13 protein-coding genes are annotated in these 18,088 nt (G+C 35.9%); 6 read left to right on the top strand and 7 right to left on the bottom strand.

Annotated features, from left to right (window positions below; translation table 11 throughout):
- Window positions 1–119 precede the first annotated feature (119 nt).
- The 3 genes from DD829_RS18445 to DD829_RS18435 all read right to left on the bottom strand — a co-directional run bounded on the left by DD829_RS18445 (window position 120) and on the right by DD829_RS18435 (window position 3,418).
- The gene (locus DD829_RS18445; protein ID WP_108411341.1) at window positions 120–1,298 is read right to left on the bottom strand and encodes an acyl-CoA dehydrogenase family protein; all 1,179 of its coding nucleotides are present in this window, start codon (window positions 1,296–1,298) and stop codon (window positions 120–122) included.
- A 120-nt stretch (window positions 1,299–1,418) separates the two neighbouring features.
- Window positions 1,419–2,207, bottom strand: a complete 789-nt coding sequence (locus DD829_RS18440; RefSeq protein WP_076390384.1) for an NUDIX hydrolase — start codon at window positions 2,205–2,207, stop codon at window positions 1,419–1,421.
- Window positions 2,208–2,230: 23 nt separating this feature from the next.
- On the bottom strand, window positions 2,231–3,418 hold the full coding sequence (locus DD829_RS18435) for an MFS transporter (RefSeq protein ID WP_228408242.1): 1,188 nt from the start codon (window positions 3,416–3,418) through the stop codon (window positions 2,231–2,233).
- A 177-nt stretch (window positions 3,419–3,595) separates the two neighbouring features.
- On the opposite strand from DD829_RS18435, the gene DD829_RS18430 reads away from it, so the two are divergent.
- From DD829_RS18430 to bglX, 4 genes are all read left to right on the top strand, one after another.
- Window positions 3,596–6,502, top strand: coding sequence for a SusC/RagA family TonB-linked outer membrane protein (locus DD829_RS18430; protein ID WP_076390382.1), 2,907 nt, complete (start codon window positions 3,596–3,598; stop codon window positions 6,500–6,502).
- Between the two features lie 11 nt (window positions 6,503–6,513).
- Window positions 6,514–8,034: a RagB/SusD family nutrient uptake outer membrane protein gene (locus tag DD829_RS18425; RefSeq protein ID WP_116548021.1), complete on the top strand. Its 1,521-nt coding sequence runs from the start codon at window positions 6,514–6,516 to the stop codon at window positions 8,032–8,034.
- Window positions 8,035–8,098: 64 nt separating this feature from the next.
- Window positions 8,099–9,574: a glycoside hydrolase family 30 protein gene (locus DD829_RS18420; RefSeq protein ID WP_116548020.1), complete on the top strand. Its 1,476-nt coding sequence runs from the start codon at window positions 8,099–8,101 to the stop codon at window positions 9,572–9,574.
- A 125-nt stretch (window positions 9,575–9,699) separates the two neighbouring features.
- On the top strand, window positions 9,700–11,922 hold the full coding sequence (bglX, locus tag DD829_RS18415) for a beta-glucosidase BglX (RefSeq protein WP_116548019.1): 2,223 nt from the start codon (window positions 9,700–9,702) through the stop codon (window positions 11,920–11,922).
- Window positions 11,923–12,135: 213 nt separating this feature from the next.
- Here the strand turns inward: bglX and DD829_RS23810 are convergent, their stop codons facing one another.
- Window positions 12,136–12,297 (bottom strand): hypothetical protein, encoded by a 162-nt coding sequence (locus DD829_RS23810; protein WP_165796722.1) that lies wholly within the window; start codon window positions 12,295–12,297, stop codon window positions 12,136–12,138.
- A gap of 360 nt (window positions 12,298–12,657) precedes the next feature.
- On the opposite strand from DD829_RS23810, the gene DD829_RS18410 reads away from it, so the two are divergent.
- Together DD829_RS18410 and DD829_RS18405 are read left to right on the top strand one after the other, a co-directional pair.
- On the top strand, window positions 12,658–13,467 hold the full coding sequence (locus tag DD829_RS18410) for a family 16 glycosylhydrolase (protein WP_108411232.1): 810 nt from the start codon (window positions 12,658–12,660) through the stop codon (window positions 13,465–13,467).
- 94 nt (window positions 13,468–13,561) lie between these two features.
- Window positions 13,562–15,001, top strand: coding sequence for a glycoside hydrolase family 30 protein (locus DD829_RS18405; RefSeq protein ID WP_108410727.1), 1,440 nt, complete (start codon window positions 13,562–13,564; stop codon window positions 14,999–15,001).
- Window positions 15,002–15,097: 96 nt separating this feature from the next.
- On the opposite strand, the gene DD829_RS18400 is transcribed toward DD829_RS18405, so the two are convergent.
- The 3 genes from DD829_RS18400 to DD829_RS18390 form a co-directional block, all read right to left on the bottom strand.
- A complete protein-coding gene (locus DD829_RS18400) occupies window positions 15,098–16,183 on the bottom strand; it encodes a hypothetical protein (RefSeq protein ID WP_116548018.1) in 1,086 nt (361 codons plus the stop codon).
- Window positions 16,184–16,251: 68 nt separating this feature from the next.
- Window positions 16,252–17,061, bottom strand: coding sequence for an enoyl-ACP reductase (locus DD829_RS18395; RefSeq protein ID WP_047375319.1), 810 nt, complete (start codon window positions 17,059–17,061; stop codon window positions 16,252–16,254).
- Between the two features lie 120 nt (window positions 17,062–17,181).
- Complete coding sequence (locus tag DD829_RS18390; protein WP_076390560.1) at window positions 17,182–17,481, bottom strand: hypothetical protein; 300 nt, start codon at window positions 17,479–17,481, stop codon at window positions 17,182–17,184.
- Window positions 17,482–18,088 lie beyond the last annotated feature (607 nt).

The raw sequence follows: 18,088 nt of genomic DNA, 5'->3' as shown, positions 1-18,088 counted from the left end.
AACAGCGGTAATTTTATCATATCAATAATTATTCAGTGAATATCAATTTTTTTTTAAAAGAAAAAGTCTGACCAAAAACTGGTCAGACTCTGTATTATTTTATTACAAAATTTGCTCTCTTAGAAGGCGTTAATTCCTGTAATATCAAGACCTGTAATCAATAAATGAACGTCGTGCGTTCCTTCATAAGTAATTACAGATTCTAGGTTTGCGGCGTGGCGCATCATCGGGAATTCACCCATAATTCCCATACCTCCAAGAATTTGACGGGATTCTCTTGCAATATCAATCGCCATTTTCACGTTGTTTCTTTTTGCCATGGAAATCTGCGCAGGTGTTGCTTTATGATCGTTTTTAAGATTTCCTAACTGTAAGCAAAGCAATTGAGCTTTAGTGATTTCCGTTAAAAATTCAGCTAATTTTTTCTGTTGCAACTGGTAAGATCCGATAGGTTTTCCGAACTGTTTTCTTTCTTTAGAATACTGAACCGCAGTACAGTAGCAATCAATCGCTGCTCCGATTACCCCCCATGAAATGCCATATCTTGCTGAATTTAAACAAGATAAAGGTCCTTTTAGTCCTATAACTCCCGGAAGAAGATTTTCTTTCGGAACTTTTACATCATTAAAAACCAGTTCTCCAGTTTTTGAAGCTCTTAAGCTCCATTTATTGTGAGTTTCGGGTGTTGTAAAACCTTCCATTCCTCTTTCAACAATCAGTCCCTGAACTTTTCCTTCTTCATTTTTTGCCCAGACTACGGCAATATCGCAAAGAGGAGAGTTGGTGATCCACATTTTAGCCCCATTCAGAAGATAATGATCTCCCATGTCTTTAAAATGTGTTTCCATAGAACCCGGATCGGAACCATGATTTGGCTCTGTTAAACCGAAAGAACCAATCATTTCTCCGGCAGCTAGTTTGGGTAAATATTTTCTTTTCTGTTCTTCCGAACCGAATTCATTAATAGGAAACATCACCAGAGAACTTTGCACAGAGGCAGCAGAACGTACTGCAGAATCACCTCTTTCAAGCTCCTGCATAATCAGACCGTAAGAAATCTGATCCAGTCCGGAACCGCCGTATTCAACCGGAATATAAGGTCCTAAAGCCCCGATTTGTCCCAATTCTTTCATTAAATTCGGGATGTCGGTGTGGTTTTGGGCAGCATGATCAATCTGTGGCATTACAAAACTTTCCACCCAGTCTCTTACAGACTGTCGGATAAGTTTATGTTCTTCAGTAAGTAAAGCATCGATCCCATAATAATCGGGAATGCTCGTAAGGGAATAATATGACATTATATTTTAATTTTCCTAAAAATAAGACTTTTCACTATTTCAGAGAAATTTTTTTTAAATGACTTTTATCTGTTGATTTTTAGATATTTAAACTGAATTTTAAATACAAAACATCAAAAATTAATTTTCCGCTTCGTTTGAAATAGGGTACTGGTTTGTCGGATTGTAGATTCTGGTTTTAAACTTGTACAAATACGGAGCTTTATTGGCAGAACCGTCGTACAGTTTTTCGAGGCGGTCTAAAATATTAAGACTTAAAATTTTACGCTGAAAATTGTTCCTTCTGAATTTTTCGCCTAAAATTGTTTCATACAGACATTGCAGATCTTTCATGGTGAATTTTTCAGGAAGAAGATTACTCGCCGCTACTTCGGTATTGATATTCATTCTGAGATATTCCAGTCCGGTTTCGATAATTCTGTCGTGGTCAAATGCCATTTTGGGCAGTTTATCCACCTCAAACCATTCGCAGCTTTCATTAAAAGCATCCGGAAAAGTATTTGCCATCGAAAAATCAATCAGGCTGCAGTATCCTACCGTAATGAAACGCTGGAAGATCCAGTGATCTTTAGGCACTTCAACGCCTTTGTTTTTAAGCAAAATCTGGTGAACATTATTTTCTGTCCTGTCGATTCTTCCAAAAGTATGAAACTGTTTCAGGAAAATATTCTGAAGATGTGTTCTTTCGTATAAAACACGTTCCGCCGCTTCGCGAAGATCTTCATCATTAAAGACAAAACCGCCGGGAAGAGACCATAAATCGAGGTCGTGGTATTTTAAGAGTAAAACCTTCAGGATATTGTTATGAAAACCAAATATCGTGCAGTCTACAGATACATGTGCTACAAAATCTTTTGTATCAATAAGTTCCTGAAGTGTTTCCTTGCTTTTTTCGTTCTTGATTTTCATGGGAGTAAAAATAAAATTATTTTCTAAATTTTTTTATCTGCAAATCTAAAATAAATTAAACTAATTGTAAACAACAGAATAACAGCAGATAAAATATACACAGAATAGTAATTCAGAAGCTGATTTCCGAATAAAACTGACATGATGATCGAACTTACAGAGCTTCCCAATGATGAAAAAATAACGATCAGCGAGGTGAAAACATTGGCTTTCGACTTATCGATTGTGGCAATCATCTTAGAATTGATGACCGGATAAAGCGGAGATAAAAACAATCCGATAACAGGGAAGAGAAACAGCAGGATCTTAGAATCGTCCATTCCTGAAAATTGTATTCCGATAATGATTAAAAGCACTATAATAATGGATGATAAGCACAGAATATAATATTTCGGCAAAGAAAATCTTTGGATAACATTAGCCGTAACTGTTCTTCCAATATAAGAAAACAGAGCTAAAAACGAAGATGCCTGAAGCGCAAAAAAAGAATTTACCTTTAAATGATTCTTGTAAAAAGACGGCAGCCACGAATTGAAGCTTTGCTCTATAAAAACAATCGAAAAGACTACCCCTAAAAATATAATAATTAAAGGATTGGCAATTCCGGCAACTTCTTTAAAAATATTTTCATTCTTCATCTTTTCAGGCTCCGAAACAGGAAGTTTTGAAAATAAAAAAATGGTAATTGCTGATAATACAGAGATGGATAAAAATCCGAATTTCCAGAATTCTGAAAACTGACTGGAAATGACCCACCCAAACCCGATATTAACCACGAAGATTCCAATCATGAAGGAGGCTTCTACACTATTCATGGTTTTGGCTAAAGATTTTTCATCCGAAATATTGTTTCTGATGATTCCGAAAACGCAGATTTTTCCGATCGCGAAACACGCTCCGATGATGGCAAACCATATTTTATAAAACCAGAATACTTCTACGAAAGGTAAAATAAGAGAGCATATCCCAACAATTGTTAAAGCCAGAATCAGGGATTTTTTTGTTCCGGTTTTGCTGATAAAATTAACAGCAAAAAGTGAAATAAAAGCAATGGGAAGATCTTTAAAAGACTCTAAAAAACCAAGCTTATCATAGGTGATTTTGGCTTCCGAAAGTTGAAGAATTACAATGCCCATGCAGTTTAGCACCATGGAGAAAATTAGAAATGTAAGCTTGAGCGGAAGTGAAATTTTGGAGTGCTTGGTCGTCATTTTGGGGATTAATTTTATCTGTTTTTTGGAAATATTTATGGTTTTCGAAGAAAAATTTATGCCTTCAAATGCCCAAAAATACTGGAAATATTAAAATAGTTATTAATAAAATGTTAAATAATTAAAAAAAAATATATTTTTATTGTCTCAATTTGAGAATTAAAAAACTAACTGTATATGAATGTAAGAATATCTAGAAGTTTAGGCATGGTTGCAGTGCTTTATTTCACTGCAAATTTTAATGCCCAAAACACAAAGACCGACACCCTTCCAAAAGAACAGAAAATTGAGGAAGTAGTCATGATTGGTTATGGTACTCAGAAAAAGAGTAATGTGACGGGAGCCATCTCAAGTATCAAAGCAAGTGACATCGAAGCGATCCCTGCCGGAAAACCGGAGCAGGTTCTTCAGGGTAGAGCAGCAGGTGTTAACGTAATTTCTAACTCCGGTCAACCGGGATCCAGTGCAACAATTCGTGTAAGAGGAATTACCAGTTTTGGAGCAAGTAATGATCCGTTGTGGGTTGTAGATGGAATTGTGGTAGATGGAATTGGTTGGCTAAACCAATCTGATATTGAAAATATCGAAGTTCTGAAAGATGGAGCTTCATCTGCAATCTATGGAGTTTCTGCTGCAAGAGGAGTTATTTTAGTAACTACAAAAAAAGGTAAAAAAGGAAGATTAAATCTTAGCTATAACGGGTTTTATGGCTTCGGTCATGCATCAAGAAAGCTGGATCTGTTAAATGCAACTCAGTATGCAACAATTCTTAATGAAGCGTATGTAAATGCAGGACAGACTCCGAAATTTGCAAATCCACAATCTCTTGGTGAGGGAACAAACTGGCAGGATGTTATATTCAATACAGGTGAAAGATCCAACCATGAAGTAAGTATTAGTGGAGGAAACGAAAAATCTACTTTTTATGGTTCATTCGGATATTATGATCAGACCGGTATCGTAATGAGTGATATTTCGTATTATAAAAGATTAACCGCTAGATTAAACTCCACTCATAAAGTTACAGACTGGCTTACTTTAGGACAGACGTTTGCTTATACCCATACAAAATCTCAGGGAATCAACTCAAATGGAGAATTTGGAGGTCCTTTGAGTTCTGCAGTAAACTTGGATCCAACGACTCCAATTTTAAATCCTGATTTGTCAGCAGTTCCTGCTGCAGCGAGACCTTTTGTGGTAAGAAATCAAGATGGTATTCCTTACGGCATTTCAAGTCTTGTTCAGAATGAGATGTCAAATCCTTTAGCTTTTAAATATACCCAGTTGGGAAATCATGGATGGTCGGATGATTTCATTGCCAATATCTTTGCGGAAGTAAAGATCACAAAAGATTTAACCTTTAAATCTTCTATCAACGGTAAAAAAGCTTATTGGGGAAGCTGGAATTTTACACCTCTTTATTATTTGAATGCAAATTACAGTAATCTGGGTGTAAACAGTCTCAGCAGAACAACTCAGGAAAAGTTTGAATGGAGTTTAGAAAACACGCTTAACTATCAGAAAAGATTTGGTAAGCATAATTTGAATTTATTGGCAGGTAACGGATACTATGAATATAATATAGGATTGGGACAAAGTGTTACTCACAGTAAATTACCCATTTCGAATTGGGAAGATGCTTCATTCAATTTTGATGTGGGAAGAGCCAATCAAACTGTAAGTGCGTGGGATTACATCAATACACATAAAGTATCTTACTTCGGAAGAGTTGTTTATGATTATGATAATAAATATTTATTGACAGGAACGGTAAGAAGAGATGGTTCATCTAAATTCGGAGCCAATCAGCACTGGGGAACGTTCCCTGCATTCTCATTAGGATGGAATGTGAATAACGAAAACTTCTGGCCGGAAAATAAGATCATTAATACATTGAAACTGCGTGGAGGATACGGTATTTTAGGAAATGACGGAATAGATGATTTCCAGTTTGCCAGCTTCTATGTTTCTGGTGCAAACTATACAGGATATAACAGTACCGGAGAGGAAGTGATATTACCTGGATACTATCCAAATACATTAGCAAACCCTGATCTTAAATGGGAAACAACATCACAGATGAACTTCGCTGCGGATATTAAGTTTTTAAATAATTTTAATTTAACTGTAGATTACTACAAGAAAAAAACTTCAGATATCTTAAGAAAAATATTTATTCCCGGATACGTAGGAGTAACGAACGCTCCTACTGCTAATATTGGAGATATGGAAAATGAAGGGGTAGAAGTGGAGCTTGGATACAAAAAAAACTGGTCAGATTGGGGAGTTTCTGTAAATGGGAATTTTGCTTATCTTAAAAATACGGTTACAAGACTTGAACGCGGAAGAGATTATATCGATGGTCCAGGATTCCAGTCTATGGGACCAGTTTCCAGACTTCAGGTCGGAGAGTCATACGGATCTTTTTACGGATATAATACTCTGGGAATCTTCCAGAATCAGGCACAAATTAATTCTTATGTAAATGCAAACGGACAAATGATTCTTCCAAATGCAAAACCCGGAGATTTTATTTGGGCAGATACCAACGGAGACGGTGTTATTACAGATGCAGATAAAGTAAATCTTGGTAATTCTGTTCCTAAATTTACTTTCGGGATGACCGTAAACCTTAACTACAAAAACTGGGATTTAATGGTTTTTGCTCAGGGACAGGCTGGAAACAAAATTTTTCAGGGACTTAGAAGATTGGATTTATTAAATGCTAATTACCAGACCGCTATTTTAGACAGATGGACAGGAGAAGGCACTTCCAATACTACACCTAGAGTTACTGTTAATGATACTAACCATAACTACACCTGGATGTCAAATTACTATTTGCAGAAAGGAGATTATGTAAGAATTAAGCTTGTACAATTAGGATATACATTGCCACAATCTGCTACGCAAAATTTCGGAGTTAATAAACTTAGACTTTATGTAACCGGAGAAAACTTGTTTACATTTACGAAGTATACAGGATATGATCCTGAAATTGCAGCAGGAGATAGTTTCGGAATAGACAGAGCCTATTATCCACAAGCCAGAACTTTTATCTTTGGAGCTAATATTACATTCTAAAAATTTTAAAAATGAAAAACAAAATATATAAAATATCCGTAGCAGTATCATTACTTTTAGGAACAGGCTTGGTAAATGTGGCTTGTAACAATTCTAATCTTGAAGATGTAGAATACAAAGGTGCTTTCGATACAAACAACTTTTTCAGAAATGAGCAGGAGTGTTTCTTTGCCCTTATAGGCACTTACGATGTACTGAGAAAATATGCGGGTGGATTTGAAAATATGGTCACTTTTTTCAATGCAGGTTCCGATGATTTCTACGCTGGAGGTGGAAGCTCTACAGATGGTGCCGGAATTCAGGGGTTCTCAAACTTCCAGATCAATCCGAATATCATGCCTGTAAGTTACTGGAGAGATTATTATCAGGGAATTTCCAGAGCTAATGTACTTATTGAAAAAATTCCTCAGGCTAATATGAGTGATGCGGTAAAAAGCAGATTTACAGCAGAAGCAAAAGCATTACGAGCATTATATTATTTTGATCTTGTAAGAACATTTAAAAATGTTCCACTAATTTTAAAAGAAATTAAAGCTTCAGATGATTACTATAATATTCCACAGGCTGCTCCATCCGAAGTATACACACAGATAGAATCAGATTTGTTAGCTGCTATTCCTAATTTACCTGCTACAGTAAGCGGAACCGAAAGAGGCAGACTTACTCAGGGAGCCGCAAAAGCATTGTTAGGGAAAGTTTATTTATATGAAAACAAGAAAACGGAAGCTGCTGCACAATTTGCTGATGTAAACGGAACTCCGGGAGGGTCAAATACCTATGGTTATAAACTTGTCTCTAATTTTGCTGACCTTTGGGTTACAGATAATAAATTTACCACAGAATCTATTCTTGAAGTAATGCACACCAATCAGGGGAGTTCAGACTGGGGCTTTTGGGGACAGGGGAGAGATGAAGGAAACTCAATCTGTGTGATGACTGCTCCGCGAGGTTACAGCAGATTATCTCCTACGGCTCCTGATGTTGTTGCAGGTTGGGCTTTTAATACCGTAACAGAAAATCTTTTCACTTTTATGCAGGGAGACCCAAGAATGGACGCTTCTATTTTAAATGTAAAATTGTTGAAACAACAAGGGAAAGCAAATTACTCTCCTGCATACATGGATTCCGGATATTTCTTAAATAAGTATATGCCTACACAGGATGAAAAAACAACATTGCCTGGACCGGCAGAACTGAACTATCGTCAGAATTATATTCTTATCAGATTGGCAGATACCTATCTTATGGAAGCGGAAGCATTAAATGGAACAGGAGCGAGAGCACAACTATTGCTTGATGCAGTAAGAGTAAGAGCGGGTTTATCCTCAATTCCGGTTACTTTACAGGCAGTGAAAGATGAGAGAAGGAGAGAGCTTATTGGGGAAGGACACAGATTCTTTGATCTGGTAAGATGGGGAGAAGCATCTTCCAAATTGGCATTTAAAGGATTTACAGCAGGTAAAAACGAAATTCTGCCAATTCCTTTTACTGAGTTAACGGGAACTGTTCTTAAACAAAATCCTGGATATTAAAAGACCTAGTGTCGACAAAGTTGAATTCCGTAGAACTCAATAATCTTCACACAATTAAATTGATATGAAATTACAATATTCATATAGTTTCGTACTTAGAAGTGCTGCACTTTGCGGTGTAGCGCTTCTTTCTTTTTTAAACTGCAGCAGTACCTCTTCGGATTTAGCCAATAATGGTGATAATTCAGGAAACAACGGAAACGGAAGCGGAAACACTTCCGGAGATCCGGTACAGGTGTGGTTAACGAAAGGAGATCAGACAGTGAAACTACAACAGCAGGGAACCTCTTATTTTTCAGGAAGTTCAGCAGCCGGAACCACCATTGAAGTAGACGGCTCGCAAATATTCCAGACGATAGATGGATTCGGATATACGCTTACAGGAGGAAGTGTACAGGTAATCAATCAACTGAGCGCGACAAAAAAACAGGAACTTTTGAATGATCTGTTCAGTGCTTCCGGAATTGGAGTAAGTTATTTGAGAATCAGCATTGGGGCTTCGGATCTCAACAGCGAAGTTTTTTCGTATGACGATATGCCGACAGGACAGACTGATCCTACATTGGCTCAATTCAGCTTAACCAAAGATCAGGCTTTGATCCAGATGCTGAAAGATATTCTGATGATTAATCCGAATATTAAAATTTTAGCAACGCCATGGTCGCCACCCGTTTGGATGAAAGACAACGGAAATACGATGGGAGGAAGTCTGAAACCAGAATATTATGAGGTTTATGCACAGTATTTCGTAAAATACATTCAGGCAATGCAGGCTCAGGGAATCAGAATTGATGCCATCACCCCGCAAAACGAACCTTTACATCCGGGAAACAACCCAAGTATGTATATGTCGGCAGGAGATCAGGCAACTTTTATCAAGAATAATTTAGGTCCCGCTTTTCAGACGGCAAATATTTCTACCAAGATCATTGCTTATGATCACAATTGCGACAATCCGGCGTATCCTTTGGCGGTATTAAATGATACAGCAGCAAATCCTTACGTAGACGGATCGGCTTTCCATTTGTATGCAGGAGATATTTCGGCTTTGGGAACAGTACATAATCTATTCCCGAATAAAAATGTTTATTTTACTGAACAGTGGACCAGTTCTACCGGTGCTTTTTCAGGAGATTTGGATTGGCACATGAAAAATGTTATTATCGGATCCATGAGAAACTGGAGCAGAAATGCTTTGGAGTGGAATGTAGCCAATGATGCTTCATTCGGTCCTCACACACCGGGAGGATGTACCCAATGCAAAGGGGCAATTACCGTAAACGGAAGTACGGGTTACGACAAAAATGTTGCCTATTATATTATTGCTCACGCTTCAAAATTTGTTCCGGCAAACTCCCAGAGAATTGCTTCTACACAGGCAGATAACCTTTCCACGGTAGCTTTTAAAACTCCGGCAGGAAAAACAGTATTAATTGTTCAGAACAGCAACTCTACAGATAAAGCATTCAACATAAAATATAATCAGAAGACAGCTTCGGTAAGTATGCCGGGAATTTCTACAGCGACTTATATTTTTTAAGACAAATATATCTGTTAAAATTTGTAATGATTGAAAACTTTTTGTTCTTTGTTAAATAAATTCATCCTGAACTTCAGGTTAAGAAGAAGTAGTACAAAAGGACAGATAATTAAAATTAGATTAAAATGAAGAGAGTTTATTTCTTATTGGCAGTTACAGCATTTGGAATCAATACATTCGCACAAAAGACAATTGATCAGAAAGTTTCAGAACTTTTGTCGAAAATGACGTTAGAAGAAAAAGTAGGACAGCTCGTTCAGTATTCAGGATTTGAATACGCAACAGGTCCGCAAAATTCCAATTCTGCAAGTGTTCTAAATGAAATAAAACAGGGAAAAGTAGGCTCAATGCTTAATGTGGCAGGAGCCGAAGAAACCAGAAAATTTCAGGAATTAGCTTTAAAATCCAGATTGAGAATTCCTTTATTATTCGGGCAGGATGTCATTCACGGATACCGAACAACATTTCCTGTGAATTTAGGTCAGGCAGCAAGCTGGGATTTAAAATTAATCGAAAAGTCCGAAAGAATTGCAGCAACCGAAGCTTCGGCTTATGGAATTCACTGGACGTTTGCACCGATGGTCGACATTGCAAGAGATCCGAGATGGGGAAGAGTAATGGAAGGTTCTGGAGAAGATACATACTTGGGAACCAAGATCGGTCTTGCCAGAATTCGTGGTTTTCAGGGAAAAGGTCTTGGAAATCTGGATGCAATTATGGCTTGTGCAAAACATTTTGCAGCGTACGGAGCAGCAGTGGGCGGAAGAGATTACAACTCTGTTGATATGAGTTTAAGACAATTGAACGAAACCTATCTTCCTCCTTTCAAAGCAGCGGCTGAAGCCGGAGTGGCGACTTTCATGAACTCTTTTAATGACATCAACGGCATTCCGGCAACGGCAAACAAATATATTTTAAGAGATTTATTAAAAGGGAAATGGAATTATAAAGGTTTTGTGGTTTCAGACTGGGGAAGTATTGGCGAAATGGTTCCTCACGGTTACGCAAAAGACAATAAAGAAGCGGCGGAAAAAGCCATCAATGCAGGAAGCGATATGGATATGGAAAGCCGCGCTTATATGGCAGAACTTCCCAATTTAGTTAAAGAAGGAAAAGTAGATCCGAAGCTGATTGATGATGCCGCAAAAAGAATTTTGGTTAAAAAATTCGAGATGGGATTGTTTGACGATCCTTACCGGTTCAGCAGTGAAAAAAGACAGCAGGAACAGACCAACAATCAGGAAAACAGAAAATTCGGAAGAGAATTTGGCTCAAAAAGCATTGTTTTGCTTAAAAATGAGAAAAGCATTTTACCTCTTTCAAGATCTGTAAAAACGGTTGCTTTAATTGGTCCTTTCGGAAAAGAAACTTCTGCCAACCACGGATTTTGGTCGGTGGCTTTTAAAGATGACAACCAGAGAATTGTAACGCAGTTCGATGGAATTAAAAATCAATTGGATAAAAATTCCACTTTACTGTATGCAAAAGGCGCAAATGTAGATGATCAGGACAGATCGATGTTTGCGGAAGCAGTGGAAACAGCGAAAAAAGCAGACGTTGTGATCATGACTTTAGGAGAAGGTCATGCGATGAGCGGTGAAGCAAAAAGCAGAAGCAACATCCATTTTTCCGGAGTTCAGGAAGATCTTTTGAAAGAAATTGCCAAAACAGGAAAGCCGATTGTTTTGATGATCAACGCGGGAAGACCTCTTGTCTTTGATTGGGCAGCAGACAATATTCCGGCAATCATGTATACTTGGTGGCTTGGAACGGAAGCCGGAAACTCTATTGCAGATGTTCTTTTCGGAGCGGTAAATCCGGGCGGAAAACTTCCGATGACTTTTCCGAGAACTGAAGGACAAATTCCTGTTTACTACAATCATTACAATACAGGAAGACCTGCAAAAAACAATACCGACAGAAACTACGTTTCAGCGTATATCGATTTGGATAATGATCCGAAATTCCCTTTTGGTTACGGTTTAAGTTATACTCAGTTTAAATATTCTGATATGAATTTAAGTTCAAATAATCTTAAAGGAAATCAGACATTAAACATCAGCGTAAATGTTACCAACAGCGGAAATTACGATGGGGAAGAAGTGGTACAACTGTACATCAGAGATTTATTCGGAAAAGTGGTAAGACCTGTGAAGGAACTGAAAGGTTTCCAGAAAGTATTCATTAAAAAAGGAGAAACAAAAACCATCAGTTTTACGTTAACTCCCGAAAATCTGAAGTTCTATGACGATCAGTTGAATTACGACTGGGAAGGCGGAGAATTCGATATTATGGTCGGAACCGATTCTAAAAATGTTCAGACAAAAAGAATTAATTGGACAAAATAAATATTATTTTTTACTTACTAAGAGCGTGATAAAACCCGCTTTTGGCGGTAGAAAGCTGAAAAATTTTTAGAAGGATATTAATTAAACACAACATTTGTCATTCTGAAAGAATCTAAATAATACTTAGAGAGATGCTTCCAGCATGACAGACTTTGAAAATAATTAAATTAACTTTTAGACATATTGCTGTCATTCAGAACATAGACAGAAAGTCTACGAACGCAGTTCAGAAGCGGAGTGAAGAATCTCTGCAAACAGTATTTGAGATTCTTCCTTCGTCAGAATGACAACTTTGAAAATAAACTGAGTGTAATGAGCGTTAAATTTGTCATTCTGAAAGAATCTAAATAATTTTTGCAGAGATGCTTCCAGCATGACAGACTTTGAAAATAATTAAATTAACTTTTAAACATATTGTTGTCATTCAGAATGAAGCAAAGCGGAGTGAAGAATCTAAATGACCAACATTTAAAAATAGATTTCTCGTTCCTCAGAATGACAAGTGTTGAGAATAAATTAAATAATAATTAAATCTTAATCTAGAATTTTTTAACGCAAAGATTAAGAAAACGAATTATTGATTTTAAGTAGGCAAAGAATATCAACAAAGTTGATTTGATGAAGCTAACGTTTATCATAATGTTTTATTAGCGACTGGTCGCAATCTTTGCTCATTAGCATTTTGTTTAATAAAATAAATCTTTGCGTTAAAATATAAACCTAAAACATTAAACTTTGAAAATAAAACTTCAACATATTTTCCATTTCATCATCGGAGGAACTTTGGTTTTTTCAACAGTACATTGTGCTTCTAACAAACCTGATTCCCGCAGGAAATTGATCTGGAGCGATGAGTTTAATTACAAAGGCTTACCCGATTCTTCAAAATGGAACTATGATGTCGGCGGCGACGGTTATGGCAATAATGAAGCTCAGTTTTACACAAAAAACCGTCCGGAAAATGCAAGAGTTGAAAACGGAAATCTTATCATTGAAGCCAGAAAAGAAAACTGGGAAAAGAATAAATATACTTCCGCAAGATTACTGACAAGGGGTAAATTTTCCTTTCAGTACGGAACTGTTGAAGTTCGTGCCAAACTTCCTAAAGGTCGCGGAACATGGCCTGCCATCTGGATGATGAGCGAAAACATGAAAAAATGGCCCGATGACGGAGAACTGGATATCATGGAGCACGTCGGATTTAATCAGGGGTACATTCATGCTTCGGTTCATACAAAGAAGTATAACCACATCATCGGAACACAGAAAACAGATACTTTGATTGTAAAAGATGCAAGTGAAAAGTTTCATATTTACAAAGCAGACTGGACTCCGGAAAAAATTGATGTTTATATTGATGATCAGAAATTTTTCACCTATGAAAACAAAGAGAAAACGTATGAAGCATGGCCTTTTGATCAGCCGTATTTCATCATTCTGAATCTTGCAGTCGGCGGCTTCTGGGGTGGAAAAGAAGGAATTGATGATACCATTTTTCCTCAGAAATATGAGATCGATTATGTAAGGGTTTACGAAAATAAATAGAATCATTTAAAATTTTCCTTCTTTGGAAGGATGGATAAATTTTCAAAGAAAATTGAGACGGGGTGGTTTAATATAAAAAATAAGAAAGATAATAATGAAGAGATTAATTGTAAGTTGCTTGGTTGTCGGTTTGGCTTTCAATGCAAATGCACAAAATTACTGGAAGAAAAATACAGGAAAAACGGCAAAAGTTTTTCTTACCAACTCGGCAGCCAACGAAAAGATGGTTGACAAAGGCACGGTAAAATTCGAAAAATTTGGTCAGCCCAAAGAAACGGATGCCTGTATTTTTGTAGATCCGGATTTTAAATATCAGAAATTAATAGGAATTGGAGGCGCTATTACAGATGCTTCCGCAGAAACTTTTTATAAACTTCCGAAAGATAAGCAGAAAGAAATTATTGAAGCCTACTACGGAAAAAACGGTTTGGGATACACGGTTGTCCGTACCAATATGAACTCCTGTGATTTTTCGAGTGATTCCTATACCTACGTTCAGGAAAATGACAATACTTTAAAATCATTTAATGTTGCACATGATGAAAAGTATAAAATTCCGATGATCAAAGAAGCACAAAAATTAATTGGAAAAGATTTTACCTTCTATTTCTCACCTTGGAGTCCGCCCGCATGGATGAAATCAAATAAAAATATGCTGAAAGGAGGAAGGCTGGAAAACGCTTTTTACCAAACATGGGCAGATTATTACGTAAAGTTCATTAAAGAATATGAAAAAAGAGGAATCAATGTTTGGGGACTTACCGTTCAGAACGAACCGATGGCAACGCAAAGCTGGGAATCGTGTATTTATTCGGCGGAAGAAGAAGGGGAGTTCCTTAAAAATAATTTAGGTCCGACTCTTTGGAAAAATGGTTTCAAGGATAAAAAAGTAATGATCTGGGATCATAACCGTGATTTGATTTACCAGAGAGCAACCACCACACTCAGCGACCCTGAAACTTCTAAATATGCTTCAGGAATCGGTTATCACTGGTACGAAACATGGAACAACAAAACCCAGCTTTTCGATAATCTGACGGAAACCCAAAGAGCATTTCCGGATAAGTTTTTAGCTTTCACAGAAGGCTGCAAAGAGCAGTTTGATATGTCTAAAATTTATGAAGTGAGTTTAGGCGAATTATACGGAAGGAATATGATCAACGATTTCAATAAAGGAACGGCTTTATGGACAGACTGGAATGTTCTTCTGGATGAAACAGGCGGTCCAAACCATGTTGGAAATTTCTGTTTTGCACCGATCATTGCAGATACCAAAACCGGAGAGCTTCATTATACCTATGAATATTATTATGTAGGACACGTTTCGAAATTTGTAAAGCCCAATGCAAGAAGAATAGGAACCTCTTCAAACAGAGCTGCTTTAACCTCAACCACTTTTATGAATGAAAACGGACAGTTGGTAACCGTAATCATGAACGATACAGACAATACCATCGAGACGAATCTCTGGATTGAAGGAATGGCTGCAAAATTATCTGCTCCTGCACATTCTATACAGACTGTAATTTTATAGACTTCATATTAACATTTTATTATTTAGAATCGGCGGCATCGAAGATGCCGCCGATTTTGTTTTTCCAAAATTCTAATAATTTATTCCGATATGAGCCTATTCTTTTTCTAATAAAATCCATTCGTTGAAAGTCGCTTCACCTCCAACTCCTTTTATATAATATTTTGCTCCTTCTTTCTTAATATAAAAAACAGGAGAATCAGACTTACACTCTTCTTCAGTATCATTATAATATAACTCTAAAATATTGTTGTTTTCTTTTATAACATATTTTCCGTTACATCGTATAGATTCATGATACGTATTTGTTTTCAATATAGCTTCTTTGTCTTTTATTGTAAATGAATAACTTATTGAGGCCATACCTGTAGAGGTGGCTTCTGTTTCAATATAGATATTATAATTCCCATCAATGTTTGATAGATTGGAACTTTTATTATTAGTAAATGATAAATTTGCTTTATAATATTTGAACGTTTTTGAGTCATCATCGGTTACTTTTATTCCAATATAATCGTCACCCAACCATACTATTTCTTTAATATCAAAATAATCTGAAGAAAAGCTCCGATATTCAATAAATGTTTGATTATTGTTAATTTTCAGAATACCCAAAAAACTTTTATTTTTATTATAAATATAATTGTAACAATATGCTAAATATTTTGTATTAGGAGAAATAACAGGATTTTCCACTGTATCATCGCCAGGTGATACAATGCTGTATACATAGGAATTCGTTGCATTAATCAGATTAAGTTCACTAAAGCCTAAACCATCACCTATGCTATTTGCTGAAAAAGCATATATATTTAAAGACGGATAAAATCCTAAATATTTATACTGTGTTTCTCCTTCTTTTAATGTATTGGCTAATGACCTTAGTTGCAAGATTCTATTATTTATTTCCAAAACATAATTATCATCTTTTTCATGCAATGGAGAATTTGTGATTGTATTTGCTGTGCTTTTCAGGTTTTTGTATTCCTCTTTAGTTATTTCTGTAAAATCCAACAATGGTAGCTTTTCAAAATTCTCAGTGAGACCGACTTCGATATGTTTTAGCATTTTAATATCAATTACCTTTTTCTGAACGGGAAGTTCTTTTTTTATTTCCTTTTCTTTTGTACAGCTAAAAAGAATAATAGATAATACAATAAATGTTTGTGCAATATTTTTCATTATAATTTACAATACAAAAAAACCAAAGTAAGTAATACTTTGGTTTATATTTATAATAAGTTCAATCTTTATTCAGTATCATATTTACTGATCACTCTCTGAGTAACCCCCGAACTGCTGAAACCTCCGTCATGGAAAAGATTCTGCATCGTTACTTTTTTCGTAAGATCAGAGAATAACGTTACACAGTAGTCTGCACATTCAAGAGCCGTAGCATTTCCTAGTGGAGACATATCTTCTGCATATCCAAGGAAACCTCCAAAACCTTTCACGCCGCTTCCCGCTGTCGTCATTGTAGGAGACTGAGAAACTGTGTTTACACGTACTTTTCTTTCACCCCAGTAATTTCCGAATGTTCTTGCGATACTTTCAAGATAGGCTTTGTTATCAGACATATCATTATAATCCGGGAATGTTCTCTGAGCCGCAATATAAGTAAGCGCCAAAATACTTCCCCATTCGTTCATACAGTCTTTTTCCCAAGCCACTCTCATTACTTTGTGGAAAGAAACCGCAGAGATATCCCAGCCTTTTTCCAACCAGTCGTAGTTCATTTCTGTATAATGTTTTCCTTTTCTCACGTTGATGGACATTCCGATAGAGTGAAGGATGAAATCGATTTTACCGAATTTGGCAACAGCAGCATCAAAAAGTTTTTCAAGATCCTCAATAGAAGTAGCATCTGCACCAATTACTTCAGATCCTGTTTTCTCTGCTAAACCGTTAAGTTCTCCCATTCTCAAAGCAATAGGAGCATTAGACAAAATAAATTCAGCACCTTCTTCATGACATCTTTCTGCAACTTTCCATGCGATCGATTGTTCATTAAGGGCTCCAAAAATAATTCCCTTTTTGCCTTTAAGTAAACCGTATGACATAATTTTTTAATGTTTATTATTATACAAATGTAGCAATATTTGTGTTTAGTACATAATAAAAAACGGAGCCTTCTGTAAAAAGACTCCGTTTTTCTTGAAAATATTTATATGACTGAAATTTTAATTCGTTTTCTTGTTCCATTCTGCTTTTACATCTTCAGCAGCATCCTTCGTTTTTTCCCACGCATCATTGGCTTTATCTTTCACATCATCCCATGCATCAGCAAAATTGTTTTTTACTCTGTCCAGCCAGTCTTCCTGTTTTGCTTCTTCATCACTGTTTCTTTTTTCATTGATATAATCTTTGGCTCTGTCTGCCAATTCTTCTACCTTCCATTTTGCATTGTCTGCCGCATCTTTTAACGAGTTTTTTGTGTTATCTACTGCGTTTTCTGCTTTGTTGTATTCTGAATTGTTCATAATGTGATATTTTGTTTGTGTGATTATGATTAAACAAGAACTATTCCTAATTTTTTTTCTGATTGTTAAAATTTTCATAAACTTTTATTTTAAGAATAAACTGGTTTCAGATTCTGTTTGGCACTTTACTTTATACGATGTTGAAGATCTTTCTATGATGATCATTTAATTGTCAGAAATGAGGAGTTTAAAAAAGAAAAAGCTATTTATATATAATGTCCCCATAAATTTTTATTGTAATGAATTTATAATTTAATAGTAAATAATTGTTGTTATTAAGTTCATAAATAATTAATATTTATATTTTCTATTATGTTATAATTATTGTATTTTACAGCGTTATAAGCGCCTGAAACCATCAGTATTTGCGCGCATTTTTCTTCAACACAGTGTGATAAATTGTGTTTTATTCATTTTTTTGTGATGTTTTTTATTAAAAGACGAATTTTATAAAAATTCAGAAAAAATTAAAATCATTGTTTTACTGCTGTTTAAAGCTGATTTTCTATAGAATAAATTCTATATTTTTCTTCATTAAGAAGTGATTAAAAGGTATATTATGTCCTGATTATTCACTCTTTGGTGTTAAAATATGAAATAATCAAAA

Origin of the sequence: Chryseobacterium sp. HMWF035, assembly GCF_003094695.1 — a bacterium.
GTDB lineage: Bacteria > Bacteroidota > Bacteroidia > Flavobacteriales > Weeksellaceae > Chryseobacterium > Chryseobacterium gambrini.
This window is presented reverse-complemented; position numbering and strand designations above follow the sequence as displayed.